General features: G+C 72.1%; 25 protein-coding genes. 7 read left to right on the plus strand and 18 right to left on the minus strand.

Translation table 11 applies throughout. From position 1 onward, the window contains the following. Nucleotides 1-29: 29 nt before the first annotated feature. The 4 genes from ACIPSA_RS08245 to sigE all read right to left on the minus strand — a co-directional run bounded on the left by ACIPSA_RS08245 (nucleotide 30) and on the right by sigE (nucleotide 4541). Nucleotides 30-497: a sec-independent translocase gene (locus ACIPSA_RS08245; RefSeq protein ID WP_402630311.1), complete on the minus strand. Its 468-nt coding sequence runs from the start codon at nucleotides 495-497 to the stop codon at nucleotides 30-32. 204 nt (nucleotides 498-701) lie between these two features. Further along, complete coding sequence (locus ACIPSA_RS08250; RefSeq protein ID WP_402630314.1) at nucleotides 702-2744, minus strand: trypsin-like peptidase domain-containing protein; 2043 nt, start codon at nucleotides 2742-2744, stop codon at nucleotides 702-704. A 109-nt stretch (nucleotides 2745-2853) separates the two neighbouring features. Further along, nucleotides 2854-3828, minus strand: a complete 975-nt coding sequence (locus ACIPSA_RS08255) for an anti-sigma factor family protein (protein WP_402630317.1) — start codon at nucleotides 3826-3828, stop codon at nucleotides 2854-2856. Then, complete coding sequence (sigE, locus tag ACIPSA_RS08260) at nucleotides 3825-4541, minus strand: RNA polymerase sigma factor SigE (RefSeq protein WP_402630320.1); 717 nt, start codon at nucleotides 4539-4541, stop codon at nucleotides 3825-3827. Before sigE ends, ACIPSA_RS08255 begins: the two co-directional genes overlap by 4 nt. Before the next feature lie 235 nt (nucleotides 4542-4776). On the opposite strand from sigE, the gene ACIPSA_RS08265 reads away from it, so the two are divergent. After that, on the plus strand, nucleotides 4777-5475 hold the full coding sequence (locus ACIPSA_RS08265; protein ID WP_402631697.1) for an O-methyltransferase: 699 nt from the start codon (nucleotides 4777-4779) through the stop codon (nucleotides 5473-5475). Nucleotides 5476-5555: 80 nt separating this feature from the next. Here the strand turns inward: ACIPSA_RS08265 and ACIPSA_RS08270 are convergent, their stop codons facing one another. Next, on the minus strand, nucleotides 5556-5723 hold the full coding sequence (locus tag ACIPSA_RS08270; RefSeq protein WP_018544333.1) for a DUF3117 domain-containing protein: 168 nt from the start codon (nucleotides 5721-5723) through the stop codon (nucleotides 5556-5558). Nucleotides 5724-6114: 391 nt separating this feature from the next. Here ACIPSA_RS08270 and ACIPSA_RS08275 point away from each other — a divergent pair, with 391 nt between their 5' ends. Then, complete coding sequence (locus ACIPSA_RS08275; RefSeq protein WP_402630323.1) at nucleotides 6115-6918, plus strand: enoyl-CoA hydratase/isomerase family protein; 804 nt, start codon at nucleotides 6115-6117, stop codon at nucleotides 6916-6918. A 29-nt stretch (nucleotides 6919-6947) separates the two neighbouring features. Here ACIPSA_RS08275 and ACIPSA_RS08280 read toward each other — a convergent pair whose 3' ends face one another. Further along, nucleotides 6948-7544: a DNA-3-methyladenine glycosylase I gene (locus ACIPSA_RS08280; protein ID WP_402630325.1), complete on the minus strand. Its 597-nt coding sequence runs from the start codon at nucleotides 7542-7544 to the stop codon at nucleotides 6948-6950. Continuing rightward, on the minus strand, nucleotides 7541-7897 hold the full coding sequence (locus ACIPSA_RS08285; protein ID WP_402630328.1) for a DivIVA domain-containing protein: 357 nt from the start codon (nucleotides 7895-7897) through the stop codon (nucleotides 7541-7543). Before ACIPSA_RS08285 ends, ACIPSA_RS08280 begins: the two co-directional genes overlap by 4 nt. A gap of 158 nt (nucleotides 7898-8055) precedes the next feature. Between ACIPSA_RS08285 and folP the strand changes: the two genes are divergently transcribed. Next, nucleotides 8056-8916, plus strand: a complete 861-nt coding sequence (folP, locus tag ACIPSA_RS08290; RefSeq protein WP_402630330.1) for a dihydropteroate synthase — start codon at nucleotides 8056-8058, stop codon at nucleotides 8914-8916. A 136-nt stretch (nucleotides 8917-9052) separates the two neighbouring features. On the opposite strand, the gene ACIPSA_RS08295 is transcribed toward folP, so the two are convergent. Then, the gene (locus ACIPSA_RS08295; RefSeq protein WP_402630332.1) at nucleotides 9053-9811 is read right to left on the minus strand and encodes a TIGR00730 family Rossman fold protein; all 759 of its coding nucleotides are present in this window, start codon (nucleotides 9809-9811) and stop codon (nucleotides 9053-9055) included. Nucleotides 9812-9925: 114 nt separating this feature from the next. After that, complete coding sequence (gene dapE, locus ACIPSA_RS08300) at nucleotides 9926-11005, minus strand: succinyl-diaminopimelate desuccinylase (RefSeq protein WP_402630335.1); 1080 nt, start codon at nucleotides 11003-11005, stop codon at nucleotides 9926-9928. A gap of 96 nt (nucleotides 11006-11101) precedes the next feature. On the opposite strand from dapE, the gene ACIPSA_RS08305 reads away from it, so the two are divergent. Continuing rightward, entirely contained in the window at nucleotides 11102-12097 is a 996-nt protein-coding gene (locus ACIPSA_RS08305) for a heavy metal transporter (protein ID WP_402630337.1), read from the plus strand. Nucleotides 12098-12439: 342 nt separating this feature from the next. Beyond that, on the plus strand, nucleotides 12440-12886 hold the full coding sequence (locus ACIPSA_RS08310) for an ATP-binding protein (RefSeq protein ID WP_402630340.1): 447 nt from the start codon (nucleotides 12440-12442) through the stop codon (nucleotides 12884-12886). An 86-nt stretch (nucleotides 12887-12972) separates the two neighbouring features. Here ACIPSA_RS08310 and ACIPSA_RS08315 read toward each other — a convergent pair whose 3' ends face one another. Beyond that, the gene (locus ACIPSA_RS08315; RefSeq protein WP_402630342.1) at nucleotides 12973-14070 is read right to left on the minus strand and encodes a bifunctional succinyldiaminopimelate transaminase/glutamate-prephenate aminotransferase; all 1098 of its coding nucleotides are present in this window, start codon (nucleotides 14068-14070) and stop codon (nucleotides 12973-12975) included. A gap of 120 nt (nucleotides 14071-14190) precedes the next feature. Then, nucleotides 14191-14511, minus strand: a complete 321-nt coding sequence (gene fdxA / locus ACIPSA_RS08320) for a ferredoxin (protein ID WP_402630345.1) — start codon at nucleotides 14509-14511, stop codon at nucleotides 14191-14193. A 140-nt stretch (nucleotides 14512-14651) separates the two neighbouring features. On the opposite strand from fdxA, the gene ACIPSA_RS08325 reads away from it, so the two are divergent. Both ACIPSA_RS08325 and ACIPSA_RS08330 read left to right on the plus strand, forming a co-directional pair. Beyond that, the gene (locus ACIPSA_RS08325) at nucleotides 14652-15752 is read left to right on the plus strand and encodes a GNAT family N-acetyltransferase (protein ID WP_402630347.1); all 1101 of its coding nucleotides are present in this window, start codon (nucleotides 14652-14654) and stop codon (nucleotides 15750-15752) included. 32 nt (nucleotides 15753-15784) lie between these two features. Continuing rightward, the gene (locus ACIPSA_RS08330; RefSeq protein WP_402630350.1) at nucleotides 15785-16636 is read left to right on the plus strand and encodes a tetratricopeptide repeat protein; all 852 of its coding nucleotides are present in this window, start codon (nucleotides 15785-15787) and stop codon (nucleotides 16634-16636) included. A gap of 16 nt (nucleotides 16637-16652) precedes the next feature. Here the strand turns inward: ACIPSA_RS08330 and ACIPSA_RS08335 are convergent, their stop codons facing one another. From ACIPSA_RS08335 to mshB, 7 genes are all read right to left on the minus strand, one after another. Then, the gene (locus ACIPSA_RS08335) at nucleotides 16653-17267 is read right to left on the minus strand and encodes a response regulator transcription factor (protein WP_402630352.1); all 615 of its coding nucleotides are present in this window, start codon (nucleotides 17265-17267) and stop codon (nucleotides 16653-16655) included. A gap of 10 nt (nucleotides 17268-17277) precedes the next feature. Next, complete coding sequence (locus ACIPSA_RS08340) at nucleotides 17278-18462, minus strand: sensor histidine kinase (RefSeq protein ID WP_402631700.1); 1185 nt, start codon at nucleotides 18460-18462, stop codon at nucleotides 17278-17280. 5 nt (nucleotides 18463-18467) lie between these two features. Continuing rightward, entirely contained in the window at nucleotides 18468-19208 is a 741-nt protein-coding gene (locus ACIPSA_RS08345; protein ID WP_402630354.1) for an ABC transporter permease, read from the minus strand. Beyond that, complete coding sequence (locus tag ACIPSA_RS08350; protein ID WP_402630356.1) at nucleotides 19205-20164, minus strand: ABC transporter ATP-binding protein; 960 nt, start codon at nucleotides 20162-20164, stop codon at nucleotides 19205-19207. Before ACIPSA_RS08350 ends, ACIPSA_RS08345 begins: the two co-directional genes overlap by 4 nt. 136 nt (nucleotides 20165-20300) lie before the next feature. Continuing rightward, the gene (locus ACIPSA_RS08355) at nucleotides 20301-22565 is read right to left on the minus strand and encodes a hypothetical protein (protein WP_402630358.1); all 2265 of its coding nucleotides are present in this window, start codon (nucleotides 22563-22565) and stop codon (nucleotides 20301-20303) included. A gap of 193 nt (nucleotides 22566-22758) precedes the next feature. Then, a complete protein-coding gene (locus tag ACIPSA_RS08360) occupies nucleotides 22759-23175 on the minus strand; it encodes a DUF6113 family protein (protein ID WP_402630361.1) in 417 nt (138 codons plus the stop codon). After that, nucleotides 23172-24074 carry an N-acetyl-1-D-myo-inositol-2-amino-2-deoxy-alpha-D-glucopyranoside deacetylase gene (mshB, locus tag ACIPSA_RS08365; RefSeq protein WP_402630363.1) on the minus strand — a complete coding sequence of 301 codons (903 nt, stop codon included), beginning with the start codon at nucleotides 24072-24074 and terminating at the stop codon, nucleotides 23172-23174. Before mshB ends, ACIPSA_RS08360 begins: the two co-directional genes overlap by 4 nt. Between the last annotated feature and the right edge of the window lie 355 nt (nucleotides 24075-24429).

Raw genomic sequence — 24429 nt, forward strand, 5'->3', positions numbered from 1 at the left:
GGGACGCGCGGTTCACTGGCGTACGACGGTCAGGTGGCGTCCGCGTCGAAGGGCGGGCGCTCGTCCTTGCCCGGGTCCTCGGGCCCCTTGGTCATGTCGATGCGGCCACCGGACGAACCGGCACCGGCACCCGCGGACGAGGACGACGACGCGGACGAAGAGGAGGAGTCGGTGTCGCGGCCGTTGACCACGTCCGTGACCTCGGCCATCTCCTTCTTCAGGTCGAAGCCGTTGCGGATCTCCTTCAGCCCCAGCTCGTCGTTGTCCAGCTGCTTGCGGATGAACGCCTTGGGGTTGAGGTCCTCGAACTCGAAGTCCTTGAACTCCGGCCCCAGCTCGGCGCGGATGTCCTGCTTGGCGCCCTCCGAGAACTCTCGGATCTTCCGGATCGTGCGCGTGACGTCCTGGATGAGTTTCGGGAGCTTGTCCGGACCGAAGACGAGCACGGCGAGCACGACGATCGTGACCAGCTCGAGCGGTCCTATGTCATTGAACACCTGAAGCTCCTTGGCGATGTCCTCGGTCCTCGGCCCTCGGCGGTCCGTGTTGCTGCTCTTCCGTGGTCCGGGCCGGGTCCACGGTACCCGGCGTACCTGTCTCACCGGTACCGTCCCCAGGCGTCCGAGCGGGTGTCGGACACGGGTTTTTGGGGTTGTTTGCCTTGTGGGGAGGGGTGCCGGGCCTCACCTGTGAGGTTTATGTCAGTTGTCGTCGGACGATCCGAGCACCAGCGAGACCGACTTCTCCTCGCCGTCGCGCTCAAGTGTCAGCCGCAGGCGGTCGCCGGGGCGGTGGGCGCGGGTCTTGACAATCAGCTCTTCACCGGAGTGGACGCGCTGCCCGTCGACCTCGGTGATGACGTCACCCGGCCGGAGGCCCGCCCGGTCGCCGGGTCCGCCCGTGGTCACCGCGGGCGAGCCCTTGGCGCCCTTGCTGCCGATACGGGCGCCGTCGCCGGTGTAACTCATGTCGAGGGTCACCCCGATCACCGGATGAGCCGCCCTGCCCTCGTTGATCAGTTCCTCGGCGACGCGCTTGGCCTGGTTGACGGGGATGGCGAAGCCGAGCCCGATGGAGCCGGCCTGGCCGTCCTGCAGCTCGGAACCGCTGTCGGCGGAACGGATCGCGGAGTTGATGCCGACGACCCGGGCCTGCGAGTCGAGAAGGGGTCCGCCGGAGTTGCCAGGGTTGATGGGCGCGTCGGTCTGCAGGGCGTCGACGTACGACACGTCGCTCCCGTCCTCGCTCTCACCGCCGGCCGTGATGGGCCGCTCCTTGGCGCTGATGATGCCGGAGGTGACGGTGTTGGCGAGGTCGAAGGGGGCGCCGATGGCCACGACGGGGTCGCCGACCTGGACGTTGTCGGAGTTGCCGAGCGGCAGGGGCGTGAGCCCGCGTACGCCCTTGACCTGCACGACGGCGAGGTCGTAGCCGCTGTCCCGGCCGACGATCCTGGCCTTGGCCGTGTCGCCGCTGCTGAAGGTCACGGATATCTCGCCGCTCGACGCGGCGGGCTCGACGACGTGGTTGTTGGTGAGGATGTGGCCGCGCGTGTCGAGGAGGAAGCCGGTGCCGGTGTCCTGCTCGTCGCTGCCGCTCACATGCAGCGTGACGACACTGGGCAGCGCGCGGGCGGCGATCCCGGCCACGCTGTCGGGCGCCCGCCCGGCCGGCACCTTGCCCGCCTGCGGCAGCTGTACGGCCCCCACGCCGCCGTTGCGCTCCAGGTACGCCCCCACGGCCCCGCCGACGCCCCCGGAGACGAGGGCGAGCGCCAGGGCCCCGCCGACGAGCGCCCGTCCGGCCCGCCTACGGCGCTGCTGCTCGGTGGGGACCGCGGCGCCGTTCTGCTGGAGGGGGCCGTGGGCCTGGAGAGGGGTTTGGGTGAAGGCCGGGTTGAACCAGGGGTCGTAACGGCGCCAGGGGTCGGGCTGCGGAACGTCCACCGGCGTCACGGGAGGCGGAAGCGGGGTGCCGGGCGCCGGCGTCGCGGGAGGCGAGAGCGGGGCGCCGGGCGCCGACGTCACGGGAGGCGGAAGCGGGGCGCCGGGCGCCTGTGTCGCGGGAGGCGAGAGCGGGGCGCCGGGCGCCGGTGTCGGCGAGGCAGGTGACGGCGGCTGTGCGGGCGCTTGCGTCGCCGTGCCGTGTGCGGGTGTGGTCGCCGGGTGCTGGACCGGCGGAGCCGGCGCCCAGGGGCCCGGCTCGCCGTACGGCGGCGTGCTGTACGGGTCGGGGTCGTGGAGGGGCTTGGGGCGGTCCGTGGCGGACGGTACGACGGGAGTGCCGGGGCTGGGTCCGGCAGTGCCGGTCATGGGCGCAGCGGCGCCGGACACGGGCACGGAGCCGTCGGACACAGGCACGGAGCCGCCGGGCACAGGCACGGAGCCGCCGGAGACAGGCACGGAGCCGTCGGGTACAGGCACGAAACCGCCGGACACGGGAACGGAGCCGTCGGGCACGGGCACGGAGCCGCCGGGCACGGGCACGGAGCCGCCGGGGGCCAGCGGCTCGGCAGCCTCCGCCACGGCACCCGTGTCCCCCACGACAGGCCCGGCCCCCTGCCCATCAGGCCCGGGCGAGGGTGCCTCCAGCTCGAAGTCGCCGTCGGCCGCAGCTGCGGGGCGGGCCAGTTCGAAGTCGCCCTCGCTGTCGCCCCGCACCGGATCACCCGCCTCCGGAACCTGGGGTCGAGGCCGACTCCACCACTTCGCCTTGGACGGCTTCGTCGGTTTCCCCTCGTTCATGCTCTCCCCACAGCTGGCCGCGCAACGTCGACTCCGCGCCCGGAACTCCGCCGCGGGCACGGCCCCCACAGGATTCAACCAGGTTCGAGGGACGGCGCGCAGAGGCTGGTCAGGGGGCCGTGCGGGGGGAGGTGGAGGGGTTCGGAGCGGAGGTCGTGTCGGGGGCGGGTGCGGCGAGCAGGCCGGGGCCGGTGACCTCGGGGGCCGCGGACCATGAGGCCAGGGCCACCGGCGGGGTCGCGCCGAGCGGACGTATCAACGGGGACATGGCGGCCGCGCCGGCCACGACTGGCGTGGTCAGCGGGTGGATGGCGTCCCCGGTCCGCCCGGTGCCGGGGGACGGCGCCCCGGGCAGCAGTGGCGCGGACACCGAGGTCGGCACCATGGAGGTGTCGCCGAGCTGCGTGCCCTGGACGAGCAGCGGTCCGACCGAGCGGCGGCGCTGGGTGTCGGGCGTCGACGCCCCTCCCCCGCCCTGGGTACGGGCCGGTGTCACGTTGCTCCCGGAGCCGGAGCCGCCCCGGGCGTCCGCTGCCGCGTCGCCCGGGATGCCCGTGGTCACGCCGCCCAGCGCGACCGCGGCCAGCGACACCGCCCCGGCAGCGGCGGCGGCGAACCGCAGCCCGCGCGAGGCGGACCGGTCGGGGTCCGGGCGGCCGACGGGGTGGATGCGGAACCCTCGGTCAGCGGCCGAGGGCGCGGTGTGGGGGTCGGCGGGGACATAGCCGAACTCGAACCGGTTGGGCCGTCTCACACCGAAGACACCGGTGTCGGAGGCTCGTCCGGAGAGGCCGCCCCCGCCCAGCAGGGAGTCGCTGTCGCCGGGATCGCCTCCGCCGGGAAGTCCCTGGAGGCGGGCCAGGAAGCTCTCGGAGGGAGGCGGCGGGGCCGCCTCCGCGAAGACGTTCTTCAGCCGTCGCTGGGCGTCCGCCTCCGCCTTGCACTTGGCACAGGTGGCCAGGTGGGCCAGGACGCGGTCGCGCGACTCGTGACCGAGCTCCCCGTCCACGAGGGCGGAGAGTCGGTCTCCCAGATGCTGCTCTGCGAGGCGTGCCTCGGCAGGTTTCGGCCGTGATCCACTCACGCGGTCGCGCCCCCTCCTCCCAGTGCGGGAACGCGGGCCATGAACGAGCGGCGCTCGGCGGCCCGGGCTTCCGGGGAGCGGTGCGCGAGGGCCTTGCGCAGCTGGGAGCGGCCCCGGTGGATCCGGGAGCGGACGGTGCCGAGCTTCACGCCGAGGGTCGCGGCGATCTCCTCGTACGACAGTCCTTCGATGTCGCACAGGACGACCGCGGCGCGGAACTCGGGCGCGAGGGTGTCGAGGGCCTGCTGGACGTCCGCGTCGAAGTGCGCGTCGTTGAGGACCTGCTGGGGCGTCGGTTCGCGGCTGGGCAGGCGCTCGGCCGCGTCCTCTCCCAGCGCGTCGAAGCGGATGCGCTGCTTGCGCCGCACCATGTCCAGGAAGAGGTTCGTGGTGATGCGGTGCAGCCAGCCCTCGAAGGTGCCGGGCGTGTAGGTCGACAGGGAACGGAAGACACGGACGAAGACCTCCTGAGTGAGGTCCTCGGCGTCGTGCTGGTTGCCCGTGAGGCGGTACGCCAGGCGGTAGACCCGGCCGCTGTGCATGCTGACGATCTCCTCCCATGTGGGCGGAGTCCACGCCTGCGCGTCCGCGTCGGTGGAGAACGTCGCGGTCTGGGCAACGCCGGCGGCGGAACCAGCGGCGTGGCTTGGGTCAGCAGCGGTGTCGTTCACGGATTTCGGCCTGCCTGCCGACCCGAGAAAGCGCCGCAGCACTCCTCCCCGGTCCCCAGGCGCAGCCGCACCTCCCCTGTCGGCTCTGGTGGTGTCCAGTGGAGCCCCTACCATAGCCACCTCGCCCGTTAGCTCCGGATAAGCGGTTTTACGAGAATTTGATCTGGGCTGATACGGCTCATGTGGCTGCGTCAGCACTTGCTGGGCCTTCTGATCCACCTCTTACCCCCCGTCGGGTTCCCCCACCACGCGCTCAACCCTTTAAACGCCCGGTCCCATCTGCGGGTTCCCAGGGCCAACGGATACAGTCACGCCCAGGCAACCACGGGGACAGGAGAGGGTCATTACCGGCAACCGGCTGACGAGCTGGGCGTTCGCCGACGCCTTTGTCGCCGAGGACGAGGCGCTGCACTGGGCCCGTGAGCGGGCCCGGGAGGCCGGCCTGCGCTCGGTGTCGCCCGGCACGGGCGCCGCGCTGGGATTGCTCGCCGCCGCCGTGGACGCCAAGGCGGTCGCGGAGATCGGCACCGGCTGCGGGGTGTCGGGGATCCATCTGCTGCACGGCATGCGGCCGGACGGGGTGCTGACCACCGTGGACCCCGAGCCGGAGCACCAGCAGTTCGCCCGGCAGGCCTTCCGCGCCTGCGGCTTCGCCAGCAACCGCGCCCGCTTCATCCCCGGCCGCGCCCTGGACGTGCTGCCCCGGCTCGCGGACGCGGGCTACGACCTCGTCTTCTGCGACGGCGACCGCCTGGAGTACCTGGACTATCTCGAGGAATCGTTGCGCCTGCTGCGGCCGGGTGGCGTGGTGGTCTTCGAGGGCGTCTTCGGCAACGGCCGGACGGTGGACTCGGGGCCGCAGCCCACGGAGGTGCTGCGGCTGCGCGAGCTGTTGCGGACGGTGCGGGAGAGCCAGGAACTGGTGCCGTCGTTGCTGCCGGTGGGCGACGGGCTGCTGTGCGCCGTCAAGCGGTGACCCCCGTACCCGGGAACACAGCTGCCCCGGCACCGCGTACGCGGTGCCGGGGCAGCTGAAAGGGTATGGTCGCTGGCGCCTCAGACGACGACCTTCTTGAGGGCGTCGCCGAGCGCCTCGGCCTCGTCAGGGGTCAGCTCGACGACGAGCCGACCGCCGCCTTCGAGCGGAACGCGCATGACGATGCCCCGCCCCTCCTTGGTCACCTCGAGCGGGCCATCGCCCGTCCGCGGCTTCATGGCCGCCATGCTCGTTCCCCTTCCTGAAACCAGCTCATCCTGTGCCGACGGCCCGGGAGGGCACGCGCGACCGTGCAGGACACGCGACACCGGCATCGAACACATTGCTTCCAAGCCATTATCCCGCATCTCAGGACCCGATGACCAACATCAGTAGGCATCGCTTGGGCAACGCGCGCGAGCAAAACCACTCAATTCGGCGATGTGACTGCGATACTGCTCCACCGCGCCGACGCACGCCGACGTAAGTCGACGCCCGCCGACGAGATCCGCGACGGAATTCTTTGACGCAGGTCACACGACGGGTCCGGCCGGTGGACAGCGATGTCCGCCATGCTGTCCTTCAGACATCGACGTACCAAGCGGTACGTCAGAGCCGCCACAGCAGAGGGGATGCGCCATGGCCGACACCGTGCTCTACGAGGTGAACGACGGGCTCGCGACGATCACGCTGAACCGCCCCGAGGCGATGAACGCGCTGAACATCGCGACCAAGGTCGCCCTCCGGGACGCGGCGCAGGAGGCGGCGGTCGACGGATCCGTACGGGCGATCCTGCTCACCGCCGCCGGAGACCGGGCGTTCTGCGTGGGCCAGGACCTCAAGGAGCACATCGGGCTGCTGGCGTCCGACCGCGAAACGGGGGCCGGACAGACGATGAGCACGGTGAAGGAGCACTACAACCCGATCGTGCGGGCCCTCGTGGAAGCGCCGAAGCCGGTGATCGCGGCGGTGAACGGGGTCGCGGCCGGGGCGGGCCTCGGTTTCGCGCTGGCGGCGGACTACCGGCTGGTGGCGGACACCGCGTCCTTCAACACTTCGTTCGCCGGGGTGGCCCTGACCGCCGACTCCGGCATCTCCTGGACTCTGCCCCGGGTCGTGGGCCCCAGCCGCGCCGCCGACCTGCTGCTCTTCCCGCGGAGCATCAGCGCGCAGGACGCGTACGAGCTCGGCATCGCCAACCGGATCGTGCCGGCCGCTGAGTTGCGCGCCGAGGCCGAGAAGGTCGCCCGGAAGCTCGCCGAGGGCCCGACGGTGGCCTACGCGGCGATCAAGGAGGCGGTCGCCTACGGGCTCGCGCACTCCCTGGAGGAGACCCTGGACAAGGAGGACGAGCTGCAGACGCGGGCGGGGCAGTCCGAGGACCACGCGATCGCCGTGCAGGCGTTCGTGAACAAGGAGAAGCCGAAGTATCTGGGCCGCTGAGCCCAGTCCTCTCCTCGGGCGCCTTCTCCTCAGGTGCCGGGCGGGCTGGTGCGGCTCACGCACGCCTCCAGGTGGTCGTCGACCAGCCCGCACGCCTGCATCAGCGCGTACGCCGTCGTCGGCCCGACGAAGCGCAGGCCCCGCTTCTTGAGGGCCTTCGACAGGGCGGTCGACTCCGGGGTGACCGCGGGGACGTCGGAGAGGGTCTTCGGGGCGGGCCGGTCGGCCGCGTCCGGGGCGTAGGACCAGATCAGGGCGTCCAGCTCGTCCGGGGACCAGTCGGCGAGCACGCGCGCGTTGGCGAGGGTCGCGTCGACCTTGGCGCGGTTGCGGATGATGCCGGGGTCGGCGAGGAGTCGTTCGCGGTCGTCGTCGGTGAAGGCCGCGACCTTCGAGATCTCGAAGTCGGCGAAGGCGGCGCGGAAGCCCGCGCGGCGGCGCAGGATCGTGATCCACGACAGGCCCGACTGGAAGGCCTCCAGGCTGAGGCGCTCGTAGAGGGCGTCGTCGCCGTGTACCGGGCGGCCCCACTCCTCGTCGTGATATGCCACGTAGTCGTCGGTGGACAGGGCCCAGGGGCAGCGCAGCACGCCGTCGGGGCCGGCCAGGGCGGCGCCGTCGCTCACCGCTGGCCCTCCTGCCCGGGCTTGTCCAGCCGGGCGTGCGCGGCGGCCTGGGCACCGGCCAGCGCGGACTCCAGGTCGGCGATACGGGCGTCCCGCTCGGCGAGCTCGGCGGCGAGGCGGCCCAGGGCGTCGTCCACGTTCGCCATGCGGTAGCCGCGGGGGGCGAGCGGGAAGCGGATGTTCTCCACGTCCGCGCGGTTGACCGGGCGGTCCGGAGGCAGCGGGTCGTCGAGGCGCTCCGGCGCGGCCTCGGGCAGGGGGCCGGTGGCGCCCTCGCCGCCGCCCACCACGGCGAGTGTCACCGCGGCGACCACGACGGCGAGCGCGACGACCAGGAACAAGAACATAACCATCGCTGGGTCCCCACGCTCTGTGTGCTCGGTGTCGAAGTACTCGAAGCGATCGAAGTACTCGGTCTCGGAAGTCTCAGGGTCCGATCGTGCCATGCGAGTCTGACAGTTAGGGTCGCAGGCGGCCGTACGTCGCGACGCACTAGGAGAGGTCACAGGGGATGCTCAGGCTGGGCAGGCGGGAATTCGAGCCGCACGAGCCGGTGATCATGGCGATCGTGAACCGGACCCCGGACTCCTTCTACGACCAGGGAGCCACCTTCCGCGACGAGCCGGCGCTCGCGCGCGTGGAGGAGGCGGTGGCCGAGGGGGCCGCGATCATCGACGTCGGCGGGGTCAAGGCCGGGCCCGGGGACGAGGTGACCGCCGAGGAGGAGGCGCGGCGGACGGTCGGCTTCGTGGCCGAGGTGCGGCGGCGGTTCCCCGACGTGGTGATCAGTGTGGACACCTGGCGGGCCGAGGTCGGGGAGGCCGTGTGCGAGGCCGGGGCCGATGTGCTGAACGATGCGTGGGGCGGGGTGGATCCGCGGCTGGCGGAGGTCGCCGCGCGGTACGGGGCGGGGCTGGTGTGCACGCACGCGGGGGGTGCCGAGCCGCGGACCCGGCCGCATCGGGTGACGTACGACGACGTCATGGCCGACATTCTCCGGGTGACCGTGGGGCTGGCCGAGCGGGCGGTGGCGCTGGGGGTGCCCCGGGAGTCGGTGATGATCGATCCCGGTCACGACTTCGGCAAGAACACCCGGCACAGCCTTGAGGCGACGCGGCGGCTGGACGAGATGGTGGCCACGGGGTGGCCGGTGCTGGTGTCGCTGTCCAACAAGGACTTCGTCGGGGAGACGCTGGACCGGCCCTTGAAGGAGCGGGTCGTGGGGACGCTGGCGACGACCGCGGTGTCCGCGTGGCTCGGGGCCCAGGTGTACCGGGTGCACGAGGTGGCCGAGACGAAGCAGGTCCTGGACATGGTGGCGTCGATCGCGGGCCACCGCCCCCCGGCGGTCGCCCGCCGGGGGCTGGCGTAGCCGGCCCGGCCGTACCAGGGGGCTCCGCCCCCTGGATCCCCGGCCTATGCCCACCCACCACCCGACTCGCTCGGCCGAGAGGTGAACGACTCGTCCTCCGGGCGGGTGGGCAAGGACCGCCGTCGAGGCCCGGCGCCTAGCGCGCCGCCTCCTTCGACACCAGTGCCACCGCCTCCTCCACGTCGTCCGTGACGTGGAAGAGGAGCAGGTCCTTCTCGGAGGCCTTGCCCTGGGTGATCACGGTGTTCCTGAGCCAGGTGACCAGGCCGCCCCAGTACTCGCTGCCGAAGAGGACGATGGGGAAGCGGGTGACCTTCTGGGTCTGGACGAGGGTGAGGGCCTCGAAGAGTTCGTCGAGGGTGCCGAGGCCGCCTGGGAGGACCACGAAGCCCTGGGCGTACTTGACGAACATCATCTTGCGGACGAAGAAGTAGCGGAAGTTCAGGCCGATGTCGACGTAGGGGTTGAGGCCCTGCTCGAAGGGGAGCTCGATGCCCAGGCCGACCGAGGTGCCGCCCGCCTCGCAGGCGCCCTTGTTGGCCGCCTCCATGGCACCGGGGCCACCGCCGGTGATCACCGCCCAGCCCGCCTGCACCAGGCCGCGGCCGAGGCGTACGCCGGCGTCGTACTCCGCCGAGTCCACCGGCGTACGCGCGGAGCCGAACACGCTGATCGCGGATGGGAGTTCGGCCAGGGTGCCGAAGCCCTCGATGAACTCCGACTGGATGCGGAGAACTCGCCAGGGGTCCGTGTGGACCCAGTCCGAAGGGCCGCCCGCGTCGAGCAGGCGCTGGTCCGTCGTGCTCGCCGTCACCTGCCCGCGCCGTCGGAGGACCGGTCCCAGGCGCTGCTCCTCCGGCGGCTGCTTCTTGCCCTCGGGGTTGCCAGTAGGCATGTGCGCTCCCTCCACTTGCAGGTATTTCCACCTCAGCGTAGATCCGCGTGGGTTACGGGCGGGGGACGTGAGCATGTCCGCCATGAAGCGCCCTGCTCAAGCCCCCCGCGCGCGTCAGTTCGTCAGCCAGGCCCTCAGGCGCTCCTCGCCCGCCAGGATCTTCGCGGTTTCGACCCGTTCGTCCCGCTTGTGGGCCAAATGCGGGTTTCCGGGGCCGTAGTTGACCGCCGGGATACCCAGGGCGGAGAACCGGGAGACGTCCGTCCAGCCGTACTTCGGCTGCGGGATGCCCCCGACCGCCTCGATGAAGGCTGCCGCCGCCGGGTGGGACAGCCCGGGCAGCGCGCCGCCGCTGTGGTCGTCCACCACGAATTCCTCCACCCCGCAGTCCGCGAAGACCTCACGGACGTGCGCGATGGCCTCCTCCTCGGACCGGTCCGGCGCATAGCGGAAGTTGACCGTCACCACGCACTCGTCGGGGATGACGTTGCCCGCCACTCCGCCCGAGATGCCCACCGCGTTCAGGCCCTCGCGGTACTCCAGGCCGTCGATCAACGGGTAGCGCGGCTCGTACGCCGCCAGCCGGGCCAGGATCGGGGACGCCGCGTGGATCGCGTTGGAGCCCATCCAGCTGCGCGCCGAGTGGGCCCGCTCGCCCTTCGTCCGCAGCAACACGCGCAGGGTGCCCTGGCAGCCGCCCTCGACCTGGCCGTCGGAGGGCTCCAGGAGCACCGCGAAGTCGCCGGCCAGCCACTCGGGGTGCGCCTCGGCCACGTGCTTGAGGCCGTTCAGGTCGGCGGCGACCTCTTCGTTGTCGTAGAAGATGAAGGTCAGGTCGCGGTTCGGGGCGGGGACGGTGGCCGCGATGCGCAGTTGCACCGCCACGCCGGACTTCATGTCGCAGGTGCCGCAGCCCCACAGGACGCCGTCCTCGTCGAGGCGCGAGGGGACGTTGTCGGCGATCGGGACCGTGTCGATGTGGCCGGCCAGGATCACCCGCTCCGCCCGCCCCAGGTCCGTACGCGCGACGACGTTGTTGCCGTACCGGTCGACCGTCAGGTGCGGCAGGGTGCGCAGGGCGGCCTCGACGGCGTCCGCGAGGGGCTTCTCCGTGCCGCTCTCCGAAGGGAAGTCGACGAGCTGCGCGGTGAGCGCGGCGGCGTCCAGCGTGAGATCAAGCGAGGTGTCGGCCATGGTGACGACCCTAACGCGCGGCCCGTCCGCCGGGGGGTCCGTGCCGTGCGCCACACCCGCCGCTGAGGCCCCATCGGCCTCCAGTACCTTGTACGGGTGCCAGAGCCGTCCCCCCCAACTCCCAAGCGCCGCGGCCGTCTCTTCCGTTTCGGCGCGGCTTTCATCGTCCTGTCGGCCCTCGTGGGCTACCTCGTGGTGCAGTACGTCACGGGCGGCGCCGGGGCCCCGGGCTGCAAGGTGGTCTCGGGAAGAGACGCCGAGACCTCGTACGAGTTCACGCCCGAGCAGGCAGTGAACGCGGCGACGATCGCCGCCGTCGGCACCGGGCGCGGCATGCCCCAGCGGGCCGTGACCATCGCGTTGGCAACCGCCCTGCAGGAGTCGGGGCTGCGCAACATCGAACACGGCGACCGGGACTCCCTCGGCCTGTTCCAGCAGCGGCCCTCGCAGGGCTGGGGCACCGAGAAACAGATCATGGACCCGACGTACGCGGCGGGCGTCTTCTACGAGCACCTGGCCAAGGTGCCCGACTACACCGAGCTGCCGCTCACGGTGGCCGCGCAGCGCGTGCAGCACAGCGGCTACCCGGAGGCGTACGCCAAGCACGAGCCGGACGCCGTGCTGCTGTCCGCGGCGCTGACCGGACGGGCGGCGGCCACGCTGACCTGTCAGGGACGGCAGAAGGCCACCACGGCCCAGGCGACGGCGACGGGTCCGGACGCGGTACGGGCCGCGCTGGTACGGGACTTCGGCCGCGACGCGCTCCAGGAGGCGGGCGCGGAGGTGAGCGACACGGCGGCGGCCTCTCCGTCCCCGAGCGTGACCGCCGAGGCGCGCGGGCGGACCGTGACCGTGCCGGTGCCCGACGCCCCGAAGACCGACCGGACCGGGCGGACCGAGCGGGAGCGGGGCTGGCAGCTGGCCCACTGGGCGGTGGCCAACTCCTCGGCGCTGCACATCGCACAGGTGTCCTACGCGGGGCGGGAGTGGGCCGCCGGGAGCACGGACAGCCAGTGGCGTCCGGCCGGCGGGCAGGGCGCCGGGGGCGCCGAGAGGTCGGCGGGGTCCGTGCGGATCGTCACCGGGCAGTAGTACGGGGTTTCGCCCGCAGGGGTTATGACACGCGCGGCGGGGTGACCGTGCGGGCAGGTTTTCGTGCGGCCACCTTCGCGGGCGCGGAAGTCCTTGGAAACACAGCGCCGTAAGGATTCGGCAGGGTCGCGCGACGGGCGGCCTTTGCCCGCTTTTATCCACAACAGATAATGCGATGCGTTGCCAACTCTTTACCTTTGGCGTCCGAAACCTTCGCGGGCTTCGAGCGGTAGTCACTGCGTCCGAGCCCGGAGATCAACAACCGGTCGAGCGACAGCCGGACCGGTCAACTGCCGGGCACGGTCGGACACTTCAACGTTCTCTCCCGTCGAATGGAGCATCATGTCCCTCCCCCTGACCCGCCGGATCGCCCGTGCCGCGCTGCTCGTCGCAGCGGGAGCGGCCGCCGGGGTCGGTGCGGCCGGCTCCGCCAGCGCGGCCCCCGATCTGCCGGCCACCCCGAACCTCGGCGGGCTGACCGCCCTGGACGGGGCGAACGTCGGCAACACCGTCGACGGTGCCACCCAGCACGTCACCGGGCTCGCGGGTGACGCCGCCGGCAAGGCGGTCAAGCAGGCGGTGCCGGCCGCGGGCAAGACCGGCGGCAAGACCGTACGGAAGGCTGCGCCCACGGCGCAGAAGGCAGCGGGGGACGCGGCCGGCTCCGCCGGGTCCGTCCTCGGTGACACGACGAAGACGGCGACGAAGGGCGGGCTGCCCACGGACTCCCTCACCAAGGGCGGGCTGCCGACGTCCTCGCTGCCGGTGAGCAGCCTGCCGCTCGGCTAGGGCCTCGACGGCCGAAGGGGGCCGGGGGAGTCGACTCCCCTGGCCCCCTTCGCTCTGCGTCCGGGCCGCGCATGCGTACCGGTCGGCTATCGGGCCAGCCTGTCCACCGCGGCCGCGACGCGCTCGTCCGTCGCCGTCAGGGCCACGCGGACGAACTTCTCGCCCGCCGTGCCGTAGAAGTCGCCGGGAGCGACCAGGATGCCCCGCTCGGCCAGGTGGGCCACCGTGTCCCAGCAGGACTCGTCCCGGGTGACCCAGAGGTAGAGGCTGGCCTCGCTGTGCTCGATACGGAAGCCGTGGGCCGACAGGGCCTCGCGCAGGGCAGTACGGCGGGCGGCGTAGCGCTCGCGCTGTTCGCGCACGTGGATGTCGTCGGACAGGGCCGCGACGACCGCCGCCTGGGTGGGCGCCGACGTCATCATGCCGCCGTGCTTGCGGATCTCCAGGAGGGGTCCCAGCACGGCCGGGTCACCGGCCAGGAAGGCCGCGCGGTAGCCCGCCAGGTTGGAGCGCTTGGAGAGGGAATGGACCGAGACGATTCCCTCGTACGAGCCACCGTTGACGTCCGGATGGAGGACCGAGACGGGCTCGGCCTCCCAGCCCAGTTCGATGTAGCACTCGTCGGAGAAGAGCAGGACGCCGTGCTCGCGGGCCCAGGCGACGATGCGGGTGAGCTCCTCCTTGCCCAGCACCCTGCCCGTGGGGTTGGACGGCGAGTTCAGCCAGAGGAGCTTCAGGTTCGCCGGGTCGAGGTCCGTCGGATCGTCGTAGACCTCGTACTCCGCACGGGCAAGACGCGCGCCGACCTCGTAGGTCGGGTAGGCCAGGCGGGGGTACGCGACGCTGTCGCCGGGGCCGAGACCCAGCTGGGTGGGGAGCCAGGCGACCAGCTCCTTGGAGCCGACGATCGGCAGGACGTGGCGGTGGGTGACCTCGCGGGCGCCCAGGCGGCGCTCCAGCCAGCCCGTGATCGCGTCGCGCAGCTCGGGGGTGCCCCACACGGTCGGGTAGCCCGGCGAGTCGGCCGCGGCGATCAGGGCCTTCTGGATCAGCTCGGGCACCGGGTCGACCGGGGTGCCGACGGACAGGTCGACGATGCCGTCCGGGTGGGCTGCGGCCGTCTTCTTGTACGGCTCCAGCTTGTCCCAGGGGAAGGTGGGCAGACGGTCTGAGACTGCGGACACGATGGACTGGCTCACTTTCTTCGGTACGGCAAACGCCTCGGTCCCGTACGGCGCTGATCAGGGCGATCAGGCCGCACGGGACCGAGGCGGCGCGGTTGCGGGCGCTGGGCCGCCTACGGATTACTCGGCCTGCGGCGGCAGCGCGGCGATGAGGGGGTGGTCGCGCTCGATCAGCCCCAGCTTGCTGGCACCGCCGGGAGAGCCCAGATCGTCGAAGAACTCGACGTTCGCCTTGTAGTAGTCCTTCCACTCCTCCGGAGTGTCGTCCTCGTAGAAGATCGCCTCGACCGGGCAGACCGGCTCACAGGCACCACAGTCGACGCATTCGTCCGGGTGGATGTACAAGGACCGCTGGCCCTCGTAGATGCAGTCGACCGGGCACTCCTCGATGCACGCCTTGTCCTTGACGTCGACACAAGGCTGCGCGATGACGTAGGTCACGCTGTCGTTCCTCCTCGATAGGGCGCCGGCGGGCCTCTTCAGGCTCCGCCGCCTGGCGCGCGGGAGCGCGGCGTCGTCGATGCCCGCCCCTAGTATCTCCGTTCTTGGGCATGATCCGAACAGGAGGGGTGAACTGACCTGTGGAAATCTCTTCCTCCGGGCGACTTGAGGTCCGTATCACCGCTGCTGACGTGGGTAAACGAGTCTCCGTACGGCGCTTGAGCGAATCTGGAACCTCGGGAGAGAAGTTCACCGACACGGTGGGTGTTCTCACATCCTGGGACCATGGCGTGCTGGTGATCACACGCAGGAACGGGGTGGTCGTCCGGATTCCGGAGTCCTCGCTGGTCGCGGGCAAGGTCGTACCGGCCGCCCCGGCGCGTCGGCGGGGTCCCGCGGCCTCCTACGGGGAGCTGGCGCGTGTCTCCTCGCGGGCATGGCGGCCGGTGGAGAGCGAGCGGCTGGGCGAGTGGGAGCTGCGGGCCGCCGAAGGGTTCACTCGGCGGGCCAACAGTGTGCTGCCGCTCGGCGACCCGGGTCTGCCGCTCGACGCGGCGCTGGACGCCGTACGACGCTGGTACGGAGAGCGTGGCCTGCCCGCGTACATGCAGACCGCGACCGGCGCCGAGGGCACGCAGGAGCTGCTGTGCGCGGAGCTGGAGCGGCGCGGCTGGGTGCGCGAGGTGACCGCCGAGCTGTGGATCGGCGCACTGGCACCGGTGGCCGACCGGGCCGAGGGCGCCGGCGTGACGCTCTCCCGGCAGGCGGACGAGGCGTGGCTGGCGCGGTACCAGCGCAAGGGGGTGAGCGAGGTGGCCCTGAAGGTGCTGGGGTCGGGGTCCCCCCGCTCATGGGGGTCCCCCCGCTCGAGCGAAGCCGAGAGTGGGGGAGAAGCCGAGAGCGGGGGAGGGCCGTCGGTGTGGTTCGCGAGCGTCCCGGGTGAGGGCGGCAGTGCCCCGGCCGCGATCGGCCGGTGTGTCGTCGACGGGCGGTGGGCCGGCTTCGCCGCGGTCGAGGTGGCCCCGGAGCAGCGCCGGCGCGGCCTGGGGACCACCGTGATGGCCGCCCTCGCCCGCCAGGCCCTGGCCGAGGGCGCCTCGGCGGCCTGGCTGCAGGTCGAGGCGGACAACGAGGGGGCGCGGGCGCTGTACGCCGAAATGGGCTTCGCGCTGCACCACACGTACCACCACTATCGGGAACCGGTGCCTGCGGCGTCGGCCGGTAGTGGCATCGACCGGTAGTACGGAGCATCGTGAAAGGGCACAAACCTGCTATGGGTCCGCCTTACCCCCCACCACCGGAACGGTCCGCCGAGGTGCGGCGTCGGTTCGCCGACGAGGCACGGGCCGAGCGGCCCGATCTGTCGGCCCTGTGTCTGCTGCTGGGCGCGGAGGCGGACGGCTCGCTGGACGAGGCGGGCATGGACGCCGCGCAGATCGAGCTGGACCGGCTGGCGGGGCAGCTGCCGTACCGGCCCGGCGGGCCCCTGGCCTGGGCGACGGCGCTGCACCACCTGCTCGGCGTCCGCTGCGAGTTCCACGGCGCCGCGACGGACTACCACCGCCTGGAGTCGTCGCTGCTGCACGAGGTGCTGAAGCGGCGCCGCGGGCTGCCGATCCTGCTGTCGGTGGTCTGGATGGAGGTCGCCCGCAGGGCGGGCGCCCCGGTGTACGGGGTCGCGCTGCCGGGGCACTTCGTGGTCGGGTTCGGCCCGGCCGAGGAGCAGGTGCTGGCCGATCCCTTCGACGGGGGCCGGGTGCTCACCGGCACGGATGCCGAGCTGCTCGTCGTCGGGGCGACGGGGGCTCCGCTGGATCCGGCCATGCTGGTGCCCGCGGATCCCCTCGATGTCGTCGTGCGGATCCTGAACAACGTCCGGGCGTGGGCGGCGGCCCGGCCGGAGCGGTCGGACGTGGCCCTGTGGGCCGTGGAGTTGTGCCTGCTGCTGCCGTCGCACCCGGCGCGGCTGCGGTACGAGCGGGCTCAGCTCCTCGTGCAGAGGGGCGAGTTCCTCGCCGGGGCGGCCGAACTGGAGGCGTACGCCGACGTGGTGGCCGACGTGGACGAACCGACCGCCCGGCGGGTACGGAGTCAGGCACACACGGCACGGGCGATGCTCAACTAGGGCCCGTTCGGCCGGGCTACAGCCAGCCCTTCTCCCGGGCGATCCGTACCGCCTCAGCCCTGTTGCGCACCGCCAGCTTCTGGATCGCCGTCGAGAGGTAGTTGCGGACCGTGCCCTGGGAGAGGTGCAGGGCGGCCGCCAGTTCGGCGTTGGTGGAGCCGTCGGCCGCGGCGCGCAGGACCTCGCGTTCGCGGTCGGTGAGGGGGTTGGCGCCCTCGGCGAGGGCCGCCGCGGCGAGCGTGGGGTCGATTACCCGCTCCCCGGCCAGCACCTTGCGCACCGCCTCGGCGAGTTGGGCCGCGGGCGCGTCCTTGACCAGGAAGGCGTCGGCGCCCGCCTCCATGGCGCTGCGCAGATAGCCGGGGCGGCCGAAGGTGGTGAGGACGACCAGTTTCACCGCGGGGAGTTCCTTGTGGAGCCGGCCCGCGGCCTCGATGCCCGTGCAGCCCGGCATCTCGATGTCGAGCAGGGCGACGTCCACGCCGTGCTCCCGCGCGGCCGCCAACACCTCGTCGCCGCGCGCGACCTGGGCGACGACCTCGATGTCGTCCTCAAGGCCGAGCAGGGCTGCCAGTGCCTCGCGGACCATCGACTGGTCCTCGGCGAGGAGGACCTTGATCGGGCTGCTCATGCCCCGGATCCTACGTCCCCACGGAGTCCGTGGGGACGCGGGCCACCAGCCGGAACCCGTGCCTGACGCGGCCCGCCTCCAGTGTGCCGCCGACCTTCTCCAGGCGTTCGGTCAGGCCGGTCAGGCCGTTGCCGGGGCCCTTGCCGGAGCCGCCCGAGCCGTTGTCCTCGACGGCGAGTTCGAGAACCGGGCCGTCCAGCGTCTGGCGGCGCAGCAGCTCGACCGTGCAGGCGTTCGCGCCACTGTGCCGTACGACGTTGGTGATCGCCTCGCGCAGTGCCCACGCGAGGGCCGCCTCGCCGTCCTCGGGTACGCCCGTGAGGTCGGGGTCGGCCGGGACCTCGGCGGTGACCGCGGCGGCGGTCAGGGCGACCTGGGCACCCGCCAGCTCGGCGGCGAGCCGGGGGCGCCGGTAGCCGGTGACGGCCTCGCGCACGTCCACCAGGGCCTGGCGGCTGACCTGTTCGATGTCGGCGACCTGCTGGGCCGCCTTGTCGGGATGGCCGGGGAGCATCCGGCCGGCCAGCTCGCTCTTCAGCGTGATGAGGGAGAGGGAGTGGCCGAGGAGGTCGTGCAGGTCGCGGGCGAGGCGCAGCCGCTCCTCGTTGGCAGCGAGCTGGGCGACGGTGGCGCGGGCCTTGCGCAACTCGATGGTGGTGGCGACGAGTTGGCGGATGCCGGTCATGGAGTAGCCGACCAGCAGCACCACCAGGAACAGGCCCCAGGCCGTGTCCAGGTCGTGGGCGTGCCAGCCCGCCAGCATCATGGCGGCGGTGGTCAGCGGGATCGTCCAGTAGGCGACACGGAGCGGGAAGGTCACCCCGCACATCACGGAGACGTACACGAACAGGCCGAGCCAGGAGCTGCCGAGGCTGAAGGCCAGGACGACCGCGAGCGTCCACTGCACGGCGACCGCGACGGTGACGATCCCGCCGCGGAAGGGCAGGCCCATCGTGCGGAAGACGACGGTCAGGTAGATCCCGACGAAGGCCGTCAGGCCCGCCCAGCCGGCCACCGTGGCCCCGGTGGTGTGGTGGCCGGAGGTCAGGTCGCCCACCGGGGAGGCGAGGAAGATCAGCCACGGCAGGACCCACACGAGCTTGCGGATCGCCTCGCTGCGATTGCGGGGCGGCGCGCCGATCCGCATCAGCCGCTCCGCCCGCGCTTCGTCGTCCGGCCGCAGGTCTTCCGTCATCGCGCTCACGCCTTCAGCGTGTCCTTCCGGTACAGCCAGGCCGCTCCGCCCGCGAAGAGAACGAAGAAGACGGCCAGGATGGCGATGTCCTGGGCGTGCGGGGTCTGGCTCTGTTCGATCGACCGTCCCAGGGCAGCGTACGCGTGCGTGGGCAGCCACTTGGCGATGTCCTGGAGCCACTGCGGGAAGGTCGTGGTGGGCATCCACAGGCCGCCCAGCATCGACAGGCCGAAGTAGGTGATCATCGTGATCGGGCGGACCGCGTCCCCGCTGGCCAGGTAGCCGATGGCGACGCCGAGCGCGGCGAAGACCAGGCTGCCGGCCCAGATGGCGCCGGTGAGGGCGAGCCACTGCCAGGCGTCCAGGCGTACGTCCTTCACGGCCGCGGCGACGACGAAGACGATGACGATGGAGGGAAGGCTGACGACGGCCGCGCTCGCGGTCTTGGCGAGGACGTAGCCGCGCCCCGGCAGGGTGGTCAGCCGCAGCTGCCGTACCCAGCCGCTCTCGCGCTCCTTGGCGATGCGCTCGCTGTTGCCCATGAGGACGGCGGTCAGGGCGCCGAAGGAGGCCATGGAGACCATCATGTAGGTCGGGATGGTCAGGCCGGTGCCGTCGACCTTGGTGTGGGCGTCGGCGTTGCCGGCGATCAGCAGGAACAGGGCCGAGGGGTAGATCACCGAGAAGAACAGGAACTTGCGGTTGCGCAGGGCGCGGGCGAGTTCCAGCTTGATCAGGCTGTTCACGACGCGGTGACCTCCTTGGCCTCTTCGGCCTCCGTGATGGCGACGAACGCCTGCTCAAGGCCGAGCCCGGCGACTTCGAGGTTGCGGGGGTAGACGCCGAGGCCGTACAGGGCGTGCACGGTGGCGTCGGCGTCCGTGGACTGGATACGGACGGTCTGGCCTGAACCCGCGGCGGAGCCGCCGTTGGACACAGTGATCGAGGCCAGGAAGGGCAGGCCGCGCAGCGAGGCCTCGTCGATCTCGCCCTCCAGGTCGAAGGAGATCCTCCGCGCCCCCGCCTTTGCCTTGATCTCGGCTGCCGTCCCGTCGGCCAGCAGCCGCCCCCGGTGCAGCACCAGCACCCGGTCGGCGATGGCGTCGGCCTCTTCCAGGTAGTGCGTGGCGAACAGGACGGTCCGCCCCTGGTCGGCCTGTTCGCGCATGGTGGCCCAGAAGGCCTGGCGGGCGGTGACGTCCATGCCGGTGGTCGGCTCGTCCAGGACGATCAGGTCGCTGTCGCCGGCGGTGGCGAGGGCGAAGCGGACGCGCTGGGCCTGGCCGCCGGAGAGCTTGTTGACCTTGCGGTCGGCGATCTGGGAGATCCCGGCGCGGGCCAGTACGTCGCTGACCTTGTACGGCTTCGGGTGCAGATCGCAGGCGAGCCTGACCAGCTCGGTGACCGTGACCTCGTCCATCAGGCCGCCGCTCTGCAGCATGGCGCCCACCCGCCCGGCGACGATCGCCTCGCGCGGGCTGGTGCCGAAGACGCTGACCGTGCCGCCGTCGGCCTGCTTGAGGCCGAGGAGCAGGTCGAGGGTGGTGGACTTGCCGGCCCCGTTCGGCCCGAGCAGGGCCACAGTCTCCCCCGGGTGCAGCGTGAGCGAGAGCCCGTCCACGGCCCGCACGCTCCCGTACCTCTTGCTCACCTGATCGAACCCGACCACCGGGGTGCCGGTGGTCACCGCTGTCGTTGTCATGCCTCCATGCTGGCGGCGGAGGCCGGGGGCACGGCAGTGTCGGGGGTCCTGACTGCCGGATGACAGATGTCATACGGAGTCCGTGACATGCCGGAGGGGCACCCGGTGATCGCCGGACGCCCCTCCGCGGGCCGTGCTAGTTCGGGGTGGTGTCGATGACCGCGACCCGGTTGGTCTTGCTAAGCAGCGCCGGGCGCAGGGCGACGTACACGTCCTGGGGCGTGACGGCCGTCTTCTGGCCGTTGGCCCGGGTGATCGTCACACCGTCGAACGCCTGACCGTAGAGGTCCTTCAGGGCGACCAGGTCGGGCTTGTCGACCAGCTTGCCGTCGACGACCGTCACCTTGAGGAACTTCCACAGCGAGTTCTGCGGGCTCATCGGGACCGAGTGCGCGGCGTCCGTCTGCACGGTCACGCGGGCCGACATCGCCGGCTCCGCGAACTCCTTCATCTCGCGGTCGACCTCGGCGTTCGAGACCTTCGGCTGCTGGGTGGTGGTCGGCACGGTGACCGGGGCGGCGGTGCCGGTCTCCACCATCGCCTGGTACGCCTTCTCGACCGCCTGCGTCGAACTGGCCGCGTCGATGCCCTTGCCCGCCTTGCCGTACACGGCGACGGCCTTGCCGGACTTGAACTCGATCGAGCCCTCGGTGACCGAGCCGGAGCCGCCGCCGGCGTCCTGCAGGGCCGCCTGGAGCTTCTCCTCGTCGACCGGCATGACCGGCTCCACGACCCGGCTCTGGCCGAAGAGGGAGCCGATCACCGAGATGGGGTTGTAGTCGCTCTTCGCGGCGTCGCTGACGGTGGCGGTGGTGTCGAACTGAAGCCCCGCCTTGTCCGGCGCGAGCGACACCGTCCGGCCGCCCACCGACAGCTTCAGCGGCTTGTTCACCCGGCCGCCGAACGCCTCGTCGAGCTTCTTGACGGCCTCGTCGCGGGTGCCACCGCCGATGTCCACGCCGAGCACGGTGGTGCCCTTGGGCACGTCGGAGTGGTTCATCAACAGCCCGGCACCGTAGGCACCGGCGCCGGCGACGACCACCAGGCCGCCGAGCAGGACCAGCTTGTTGCGGCCCTTCTTTTTCTTGGGCTTGGCCTTCGGCACGTTCTGGGAGACGGGCTCGGGCAGCTTCGGGGGCGTGTGCGACACGGGCCCGTCGGCGGGGGCACCCGGTCCGAACGGCGAGCTGGCGGCGGGCGGGACGACCGGGATACCGCTGGTGACGGTGTGTCCGGAGACGTTGTCCGCCGGGGAGCCGTAGCCGGGCATGCCTGGTCCGGGGGCGGGATTCTGCGGGGTGAGGACCGCGGTGTCGTCGCTCAGACCGCCGCCGGGACCGCGCCTCGCACCGGGACCGGGGGCCGTACGGGGGCCGCGCGGGCCGCCGACGGGGTTGGGGTCGATGAAGGACTCGCCGGGCGCCATGCCCAGCCCCGGTCCACCGTTGACCGGCGGCACCATCGGGCCGTCGCCGGTGACCGGACCGCCGGTCGGGCCCGCGGGGCCCTGCGGGCCGCCGCGGCCGTTGGGGCCGTTGAAGCCGTTGGGGCCGCCAGGACCCGCGCTCTGGCCGTTCGTGCCGGCGAAGCCGTTCTGACCGGCGCGGCCGTCCTCGGAGAAGTACGGCAGGTCGTCGCGGCGCGGTTCGTCGCCGCCGGAGGCGGGGCGGGAGCCGTTGCCCAGCGAGCCCGCGGCCAGCACCTCGGTCACGTCGAAGGAGCCGGTGCCGCCGCCGTGCCCGGGAGCCACGGGTCCGCCGGTGGCGCCGGGCAGTCCCGCGCCGTTCGTGCCGCCGGGCCGGGAACCGCCGGGCCCGCTCATGGAGCCGACCACGCCACCGGGACGACCGGCGCCCGGACGCGCGCCCTTGGCGGCACCCGCGCCGCCGGAGGCACCCGCGCCCGCGCCCGGAGCACCCACGCCCGGAACGGCCGTGCCGGCCGCGGAACCGCCGGGCAGCCCGGCCCCGTTCGTACCGCCGCCGCCAGGACCGGCCTTGCCGCCGCCGGACTTGCGGGGCGCGAACCAGTCGCTCGTCTTCTCCTCGGCCGGCGCCGCGGGCTCGGCAGGGGGAGCCTCGACGGTGCCGGTGGACGACGTCGTGGCGGCCGTCGGCTGCGCTTCGGGCTCCGCGTCCTTGGCGTCGTCGGCGCGCTCGGCGTCCGCGACGGGCGTGCGCATGACGACCGGCGGAATGGGGCGCGATCCGGGGATGTTGATCCGGATGCGCGTCGTCAGCGTGGTCTCGGTCTTGCGTTCCTCGGGCTGTGCGGCCGAACGGTCCGCGTCCGTACCGCTGTCGGAAACCATGGGGGTCCCGTACGGCGGCGTGCCCGAGGGGTATGCGGCTCCGCCGCGCCCGTTGGGCCCGGAGGACGGAGTGTCAGTTTCACGACTCAAGGCAGGTTCTCCCGGTTGGCTCCGCCGCCCGTCACGACCTCACGGTGGCGGTCCCCCTGCTCGAACGAAGTCGAGCACTCGGGGGAGGCTCGGCGGCGCGCACCACGATACTGGCCGTTTCCGGCGCGTATCCCAGGACCGTCGGGGAAACCCACACCGGACTCGCACGCGCGCCTCACGGCGAATTGGTACGTCACTTGGCAAGTCGGACAGCATCGCCGTCTGGTTGCCGCCCCGATCCAAGGGTGGCGCAGATCACAGCCAGGGCCATGCCGCCCAGCAGGAACAGGTAGGAGCCGCCTCCCGCGCCGAACAAGAAGTCCCCTTCGGGGCGGCCGACGGTCAGGAAGATGACGATGACGAACCAGCCGGCCGCGGGCGCGACCGCCCCCGCGCGAGTGCCGGTGGCGCGCGCGCCGCCGAGGAACAGACCGGCCGCGCCCGCCAGCGCGAGCAGCAGCCCGCCGGGGAACCAGCCCGCCTGGACCAGCGACCCCGCCACGCCGACCACGGCACCGAGCACGAACAGGCCCAGATAGGCGGCGATCCGCCCGGCGGAGGGGGGCTTCAGCGGCTGGGCGAGCATCGAACCGCGTCCCGCCGAGCTCATGACGCCTCCCCGACGCCGGTCCCGGCGAACAGGTCGGTCTCCCGCGCCTGCGGACGCCCACCGCTCACCAACTCGTAGTACTCGGTCGTGAACAGCGGCTGGGCCAGCTCGTTGGAGAGCGCGAAGTACGGTCCGGCGACCTCGATCTGGGTCACGTGCGCGGCCATCGCGGCGGCCTTGGCGGCGGCGTGCGCGGTGCCGTCGATCTCGGTGCTGACGAGCTCGTCGTCGACCACGCCCGGCACGTCGTCGAGGGCGGCGGACTTGGCGAACGGCAGACCGGGCAGATCGCCCCGGAGACGAGCGAACGCATCCTCCGCAACACGGCGCGGAACGCGGTTCCAGTAGACCTTGGGGATGCCCCAGCCCGCGTCGGCGGCCAGCTCGACGGCCCTCATGGCGACGCGGTGTGCCTGGATGTGGTCGGGGTGGCCGTATCCGCCATTGTCGTCGTAGGTGACCAGCACCTGGGGGCGGACCTCCAGGATCACCTTTGCGAGGTGCCCGGCGGCCTCGTCGAGGTCGGCCTGCCAGAAGCAGGCGGGGTCGTCGTTGTCGGACAGCCCCATCATCCCGGAGTCCGCGTACCGACCGACCCCGCCGAGCAGCCGGAAGTCTTCGACGCCGAGCTCGCGCATCGCGGCCGTGAGCTCGCGCAGGCGGTACTCGCCCAGGGCGGCACCGGTCAGGTGCGCCAGTTCGGGCGGAATGACCTCACCCCGCTCCCCGAGGGTGCAGGTGACCAGCGTCACGTCCGCTCCCTCGGCCGCATACCTGGCCATGGTCGCGCCGTTGTTGATCGACTCGTCGTCCGGGTGCGCGTGCACCAGCAGCAGACGCCGAGCGGCGCGAGATGGGGGTCCCCCCGGCCGAAGGCTGGGAGAGGGCAGTTCCGTCATGGCACCCACCCTACGAGGCGCCCGTCCCGCCCGGGGCACCTCCCCAGCCGCCTGTCACCCTTGGCCGTCGAGCACATGAAAGAAGGCCTTGTTCGCCCCACCCCGCCGACAGGCCGGGCGCAACGCCTCCCCGACGCCCCGCCAGTCACATGGGCCACACAGGTCACGCGTCCTGGGGTGAGTTGGACGATTTGGGACAGCCCGAGCCGCAAATCGGCCCCAATTGACCCGGCCACAGGGCTCCGAGATGACCCCAAACCGTCCAATTACCATCCTCGCCCGGCCCATCGGCGAACCGGGGGAAACGGAGCCACACCACCACCCCTCGCCCCGCCACCACCCCTCGCCCCGCCAC

It is taken from the genome of Streptomyces sp. NPDC086549, assembly GCF_044746205.1.
In the GTDB taxonomy this organism is placed as follows: domain Bacteria; phylum Actinomycetota; class Actinomycetes; order Streptomycetales; family Streptomycetaceae; genus Streptomyces.

What these genes read in the sequence shown, in the direction of transcription:
- ACIPSA_RS08250 (WP_402630314.1), bottom strand. Translation starts at nt 2,744, where the DNA reads ATGAACGAGGGGAAACCGACGAAGCCGTCCAAGGCGAAGTGGTGGAGT.
- ACIPSA_RS08270 (WP_018544333.1), bottom strand. Translation starts at nt 5,723, where the DNA reads ATGGCGGCCATGAAGCCGCGGACGGGCGATGGCCCGCTCGAGGTGACC.
- ACIPSA_RS08275 (WP_402630323.1), top strand. Translation starts at nt 6,115, where the DNA reads ATGGCCGACACCGTGCTCTACGAGGTGAACGACGGGCTCGCGACGATC.
- ACIPSA_RS08285 (WP_402630328.1), bottom strand. Translation starts at nt 7,897, where the DNA reads ATGGTTATGTTCTTGTTCCTGGTCGTCGCGCTCGCCGTCGTGGTCGCC.
- folP (WP_402630330.1), top strand. Translation starts at nt 8,056, where the DNA reads ATGCTCAGGCTGGGCAGGCGGGAATTCGAGCCGCACGAGCCGGTGATC.
- ACIPSA_RS08295 (WP_402630332.1), bottom strand. Translation starts at nt 9,811, where the DNA reads ATGCCTACTGGCAACCCCGAGGGCAAGAAGCAGCCGCCGGAGGAGCAG.
- dapE (WP_402630335.1), bottom strand. Translation starts at nt 11,005, where the DNA reads ATGGCCGACACCTCGCTTGATCTCACGCTGGACGCCGCCGCGCTCACC.
- ACIPSA_RS08310 (WP_402630340.1), top strand. Translation starts at nt 12,440, where the DNA reads ATGTCCCTCCCCCTGACCCGCCGGATCGCCCGTGCCGCGCTGCTCGTC.
- ACIPSA_RS08330 (WP_402630350.1), top strand. Translation starts at nt 15,785, where the DNA reads ATGGGTCCGCCTTACCCCCCACCACCGGAACGGTCCGCCGAGGTGCGG.
- ACIPSA_RS08335 (WP_402630352.1), bottom strand. Translation starts at nt 17,267, where the DNA reads ATGAGCAGCCCGATCAAGGTCCTCCTCGCCGAGGACCAGTCGATGGTC.
- ACIPSA_RS08340 (WP_402631700.1), bottom strand. Translation starts at nt 18,462, where the DNA reads ATGACGGAAGACCTGCGGCCGGACGACGAAGCGCGGGCGGAGCGGCTG.
- ACIPSA_RS08350 (WP_402630356.1), bottom strand. Translation starts at nt 20,164, where the DNA reads ATGACAACGACAGCGGTGACCACCGGCACCCCGGTGGTCGGGTTCGAT.
- ACIPSA_RS08360 (WP_402630361.1), bottom strand. Translation starts at nt 23,175, where the DNA reads ATGAGCTCGGCGGGACGCGGTTCGATGCTCGCCCAGCCGCTGAAGCCC.
- mshB (WP_402630363.1), bottom strand. Translation starts at nt 24,074, where the DNA reads ATGACGGAACTGCCCTCTCCCAGCCTTCGGCCGGGGGGACCCCCATCT.